The 6,246-nt window shown below is 37.9% G+C and carries 3 protein-coding genes, 1 tRNA gene and 1 pseudogene; 1 reads left to right on the top strand and 4 read right to left on the bottom strand.

Features of this window, described 5'->3' with window-relative positions; all coding sequences use genetic code 11:
- Window positions 1-73, bottom strand: a tRNA-Met gene (locus F3G86_RS03985).
- A gap of 116 nt (window positions 74-189) precedes the next feature.
- Window positions 190-1,248 (bottom strand): YedE family putative selenium transporter, encoded by a 1,059-nt coding sequence (gene yedE / locus F3G86_RS03980; protein WP_149723051.1) that lies wholly within the window; start codon window positions 1,246-1,248, stop codon window positions 190-192.
- Between the two features lie 136 nt (window positions 1,249-1,384).
- On the opposite strand from yedE, the gene F3G86_RS03975 reads away from it, so the two are divergent.
- Window positions 1,385-2,584: a molybdopterin molybdotransferase MoeA gene (locus F3G86_RS03975; protein WP_149723050.1), complete on the top strand. Its 1,200-nt coding sequence runs from the start codon at window positions 1,385-1,387 to the stop codon at window positions 2,582-2,584.
- An 8-nt stretch (window positions 2,585-2,592) separates the two neighbouring features.
- Here the strand turns inward: F3G86_RS03975 and F3G86_RS03970 are convergent, their stop codons facing one another.
- Window positions 2,593-5,778: an alpha/beta hydrolase family protein gene (locus F3G86_RS03970; RefSeq protein WP_149723049.1), complete on the bottom strand. Its 3,186-nt coding sequence runs from the start codon at window positions 5,776-5,778 to the stop codon at window positions 2,593-2,595.
- Window positions 5,779-6,246, bottom strand: a pseudogene (locus F3G86_RS10405) (hypothetical protein); the annotation flags it as partial.

Here is a 6,246-nt window from a genome sequence, read left to right as displayed (position 1 = left end):
GTCACGGGGGAGACTTGAACTCCCGACCTCCGGCTTATGAGACCAGCGCTCTAACCAGCTGAGCTACCGTGACAACTTAAAACAAGTTTTGGATTATACAACCTAAGAACTTATTTTTAGCTAAAATTTATCTCACTCAAATTTTATAGATAAAAAAGTAAATTTGACTGCAAGAGCAGCCAAATTTAGTTAAGCTTTTTTAGTGAAAAATCCAACGTAAATAGCGTAGATAAAGCCGATCACTACGGCATACGGGGCAAAAGGTGTGATGCCAGCTCCTGAGCTTGCAAGCACGAAGTTGTGACTTATAGCAGCACCTGCGCCCATGCCTAAAACAAATACGGCTGAGCTTAAATTTCCAGCTCCCATTTGCACTAAATGTTTGCCAGGGCAGCCGTAGCTTAGACTAAAGCAAAGGCCAGCGAGCGTCATACCTAAGAAATTCCAAAGCATATCATTGTGAGCGATAGGTTGTCCTTCAAAGCCAAATTTGTATTGATTTAGCACTAAATTTGTGATACTTGCGCAGACGATGATAGAGATGACGCCATAAAACATCGAGAAGTCACGCTCAAAAATTTTGCTGATAGCTCCTACTGAGCAAAATTTACTTTTTTGCATAAATGCGCCGATGATGATGGCACAAATAAGTGAGATAAATAAATTTGCATGCTGTGAGCCTGGACCTTTTTCTGAGCTAAATAATGCGCCATTTTCGCCAAGTTTTAGACCAAAGATAAGTGCCAGTAAAAGTAAAATGGCAATAATTAGTGGCAAAAACCCTATCGCCTTTGCAGTGGTTTCGCTCTCAGGTAAAATGTAGCCATTTTTCTTAAAAGCTCGTCCCACAAAGACACCAGCAAATAGGCCAACAACGCCAGCTATGGCGGTCATATCTCCGCCTCCAAGACGCAAAAACGCCCTCCAAGGGCAGCCTAAAAATATGAGGCAGCCTATCATCGCAAACACGCCTAAGAAAAACCTAGAAAATGCCGCACTACCAGATACTGGAGTGAAATTTCTACTCCAAAGCATGCTAGCTAGAAAGCCTCCGATGATAAGCCCTAAAATTTCAGGTCTTAGATACTGCACGACTTTGGCCTGATGAAAACCAAGCGCCCCCATGCTATCTCGTAAAAAGCAAGCCGCGCAAACGCCCATGTTTGCTGGGTTGCCAAAATGAACGAGCACTGGACCAAGTATGCCAAGGCTCGCACCTGCGATGATGTAAAGTAGTGTTTTGTTCATGTAAATTCCTGTGTAAGGGTAAAACCAGACTGGTTTCTTAAACGACATTTTAATAATCATTAAATAAAACAAAGATTAATTTTTTGTAAAACAGAAGTGGCTAAAATATGCAAAAATTTCATAAAAAGGACAAAAAATGAAAGATTTTATGAGCTATGCGGATAGCCTGAAAATTCTAAAAGATACGATAAATGCGTGGGAAAAGGTCGAAAAAGTGGCTATCACGGATGCGCTTGATAGAAATATCGCCTATGATGTGAAAGCTACTGAAAACTACCCAGCAAAGCCAGTTTCGGCGATGGACGGCTACGCTTTTGCCTTTAAAGATGGCCTAAGCGAGCTTGAGCTCATCACAGACCTTCCAGCAGGTAGTGACAAAGGGCTGCATGTAGAGGGCAGTAAATGCGTCAAAACCTTCACCGGCTCGCTAATGAGCGAAGGTACCGACACTCTTGTGCCGGTTGAAAATGTCGAGGTCATCGGCTCAAAAATAATCATCAAAAAGAGCGTGCCAAAGGGCTTTGCCGTGCGAGCAGTCGGCGAGAGCTACAAAAAAGGCGAAATTTTAATAAAAAAAGGCACACGTCTAACTTACGCTGAGATTGCGCTTCTTGCCGAGCTTGGCGTCTTTCACGTAAGTGTCTTCATCCGTCCAAGAGTGGCGATACTTGCAACTGGTAGCGAGATAAAAGACCTTGGCGAGCCTCTTGATAGTCCAGCGCAAATTCACAGCTCAAACCATGTAGGCATCGCTATGCAGATACGCAAAATGGGCGCGGAGCCGATCCTTTGTGAGATCGTAAGAGATAAGGCCGAGCTTGTCGAAAAAGCGATCATAAATGCACTAAAATCAGCCGATATCTTGGTAACGACTGGTGGCATCAGCATGGGAGACTATGACTTTGTAAAGGGCGCTTTAAATGAAAACTTTAAGCTCATCATCGAGGGCGCTGCGATAAAACCAGGCCGCCACATCAGAGTGGCAAAATCAGGCGATAAATACATCTTTGCGCTGCCGGGATTCCCTTACTCGGCGATGGTTATGTGCGTGCTATATGTAAGAGTGCTTATAAACACTTGGTTTAGCCAAGAAGAGCCAAAGATCACGGCGATAATGGACGAAGACTACAAAAAACGCTCGCCATTTTTGGAATTTACAGCAGTAAATTTAGAAAACAGAGATGGCAAGATCTTTGTAAATTTAAACGGCAAAAAGCTTGGTAGCTCAGCGATCGTAAATAACCTAACAAACGAAGCTGCACTGCTTATCATCCCAAAAGAGACAGAATTTATCGCAAAAGGTGAAGTGGTAGAAGTTTTAAAGATGCCTTGCTAAGGGTAAATTTATAGCCCTTGAAGCACTACGACGTCGGTTATCTCGGCGTCTTTTTCTATCTTAGCGTCTAGCCCTTTGGCTATTTTTATAGTGATATCTTTTGTTTGATTTGGCGTTAGAAAGATCAAATTTCTAACGTCGTTTTCGTATTCGCTAAGTCTTTCGTAGTAGCCGTTTATGCCGTGCTTGCTCTTATACTCTGGCTTTATGAAATTTAGCCTGAAAACATCTGCGCCATACTTTAGTGAGTACTCTTTAAATTCATATTTTCTTTGACTGGTAGTCTTAAAATTTTCATTAAATAGCTTTAAAAGCGCCTTGTCGCTAACATCTTTTGCGTCGCTCTCTTTTAGCACGATCTCGTCAGCTCCGTTTGGCTCTTTGTGCTCGGTGCCGTTTATGGAGTATATGGCGACGTGCATGTTATCTCTTTGCGATGCGGCACTTTTCATGAAAAACCTTAGCCTTGGATTTTGCGTGATCTGTACATCTTTTGGAGTTATCTCGTTGCCGCTGCTATCAACGTATTTTATCCCTTCAAAATTTAGCAAATTTGACTTTTTAGCTATGGATAGCACGCAGCCTTTATCACTTAAGCAGTGATGAACTAGGTCTTGCATAAGAGCATGGTTGTCATTTACTCTTTTAGCACTTAGTGCGCTCTTTGGCACGTGTGCTACGCAGGTGCATGGCGAATTTGCCGAGCAGCCAACTATCGGCGAGCCTAAGAAGTCTTGACCTAGTATGAGCGGTATGCCATTAGATGTGATACTCCTGCCAGCTTTGCTTTTTAGCACCACTTGGCCACCATGCGGGCAAGTGATGATGTCGTCTTCTATGACTGGGTGAGCGGTGAAATTTGTAGCTACCGCACCAAGAGGCATGCTTTGATGATTTACCGCCTCTCTATCTTGTGCTTGCTTCTCTTTTTTCTCATCATTGTTAGCTCTTTTTAGCTTTACATCTAAGCTACCCCTATCTATATCATAGCCAAGCACTCTTATGCTAGTGTTTTTATTTGTGATATCAAGTGAGCCTTTAGAGCTTTCATCACCCCTTGGGCTAAAGTAGTAAAATGGCTTTTGCTCTTCTTTGTTCTCAAAGAGATCATGCTCTTTTTCATCTTTGAAATTTGTAAAGCCAAATTTATAGTCTTTAGCTTCGTTTGCACCTTTTAGAAGTGTAGCGTTTAAAAAGAGATCGACCTTGTAGTTTTCTGGGTTTTCCACGCCAAATTTATCTCTTATCTTGTCATATAACCTTTCAATATCCACTATGTCTTTATCTTTTGTAAATATGGCTAAACTCTCTTTATCCTTATCCACATATACGCTAGAGCTAGCTGATAAAAAGCCAAATTTTATCTCGCCCCTATCTTTTACGTCGTATAAATTTATAGAGCCATTCTGCGTGCTGTTGTCAAATAAAAGAGAGTAGGTCTGCTCTGATTTTTTCATAAAGTATGCCTTCTCATCTTGTGATGAAAGCGACCTTGTGAAATTTGACGTATAGGTGTAGAGCTTGCTAGCATCAGCTTTGGTGGTAGTGACATCACTAGAGCTCTCATCTACCACCTTGTACGTCCTGCACTTGTGCATAGCCCTTTTATCTTCTATGTTTTCACATCCGCTTTCTTTAAATTTCTCTACTTCCTCTTTGTTTATTATCTTTGTATATCGCTTCTCGTCACTAAGCTTAAATATATCTTCTATTATCAAGGCTTCTTGCTCGTCTTCTAAATTGTGATTAAATATCTTGAAGTCGTGTTTTATATTATTTAATAGTATAAGCAACATCCAGTTTTTGTTTTTGTTATATAAAAGAGGTGGAAGTGTAGCTTTGTTATCTATATAGGATGTCTCATTTTTATATGCTAAAGATAAATTTGTGTCAAGATCAAATATAAGCTTATAGTTTTGCTCCATAAATTCATTTAGATATAAAAGCGTGCCTTTTAGGCTAACATTTTTTGTCTTTTCATCATTATTTTTTTCTTCTAAAAGATATGAGAAAAAGTATAGTGTAGCAGCCGTATAGGTAAGAAAGTGCGAGCTTATACTCACATTTGTATTTAGTACCGCATCTACGTTGCCTATATTTATAAGCACCTCATTGCCATTTATATCTACTCCAAGGTCTTGTATAGCGTTTTCATAGAGTTTATTATTAAAGGCTAGGCTATCGTTGTCTGTTTTCATGTGATATATATTATTAACATTTAAAGGTGCTGGTAGGTAGGTGTGGTCCTTATCTGCTAAGAACAAATTTTCTTTAAGCTTTTCATAGTAAGGGACATTTCTTTTATTAAAGAAATATATGATCTTATTTCTAATGAACCTTGGCATGAGATCAATAGATGGGATGCCTATTCTAGTTTTCATATAATCTGTTAATATCCCAGGTGAGTTAAATGTATAAATTTCATCTATATATTCAGCAAAGGTAAAAGCACATATCTGAGTTAGATATCCACCAAGTGAGTGACCGCAGATGTTTATCTTTTCGCCTTCTTTTAATATAGGTATAACATTATCTAAAAAGAAATTTATTAAAGAATTTACCTGTATTGGTATCTCATTAATTGTTAGCTCTATATCTGCAATTAAGTCTCCTGGAGTGATCTCAGTACCTCTAAAGGTTAATATTTTTTTGCTGTTATCCTTTGTATCTTCAAAGAGCGTGGCACTAAAACCTAGTCCATTATTTTTTTGATGTTTTAGAAGCCTAAATCTTGATGTAAAATTTTTGGTACGTTTGGAGAGATTGTCTATTGTGTAAAATAAATACTGCTTTTTATTTCGAGGGACTTTTATAAAATTTTTTATTTGATTAGAAATTTGTACTTTTTCTTCTTCTAATTCATCATCTTCTTTTGGTTTTTCTATTGTCAAATCCTGCATAAACCTAGCTTCAACGCAAAGAGCATAGGCAGTAGGTTGTCCTATTTGACGACCATTTTCTTTTGCTTTTTGGCTTATTTTCTCTAAAGTATGACCATAATAAGTATAGTCTGCATAATCCCATCTAGGATTTGGCTTTTTTAAAATTCTCTCATTATGAAATTTATCCGAAAAACTCCAAATTTCATTCTCATCTATGTATTCAAAAAAAGCATAACTCACATCAGCTATATCAGCATAGTCTTTTATCTTATTTACCATCTCTTTATTTTTTAAATTTTTAATAGTATTCATTTATTTGTCCTTGTTTTTATTGCTGATTTTTTGAAATTTATTGTCTATTAGATAAAAGTAATCATCTCCACCTATATCATTTATTATTGTTTTAGAAAATTTTATCCCACTTGCCTCGTCCCCATATAGTCCAAATACTATTGTTGGCACATTGTAATATACAGATACAACAATAGGCACTATATCGCCATTATCATTTTCTGCATAAAAATAAGACAAGAGCTTACTTGGTCTAATCTTTTCTAAATTTTCTTTTCCAATAAATTCATTTATTTTTTCAGAGTATTCTCTAGGCATCCAAGCTTGTTTCTTAAAATCATTTCCATAATCTCTTGTGGTTACATAATACTTTTTACCATTAGATAATGTCTGAATAGGTGTTGATTGTTGATTTGCAGTATCTTTTATAAATTTATCTTGTGCTTCACTATCGCTCTCAGTATTATATCTTTGCCTAAATTTTTCTTT

It is taken from the genome of Campylobacter concisus (genome assembly GCF_902460595.1).
Lineage (GTDB): Bacteria > Campylobacterota > Campylobacteria > Campylobacterales > Campylobacteraceae > Campylobacter_A > Campylobacter_A concisus_BL.
Note: the sequence above shows the minus strand (reverse complement) of the source record. Positions and strands in the feature narration are given on the sequence as shown.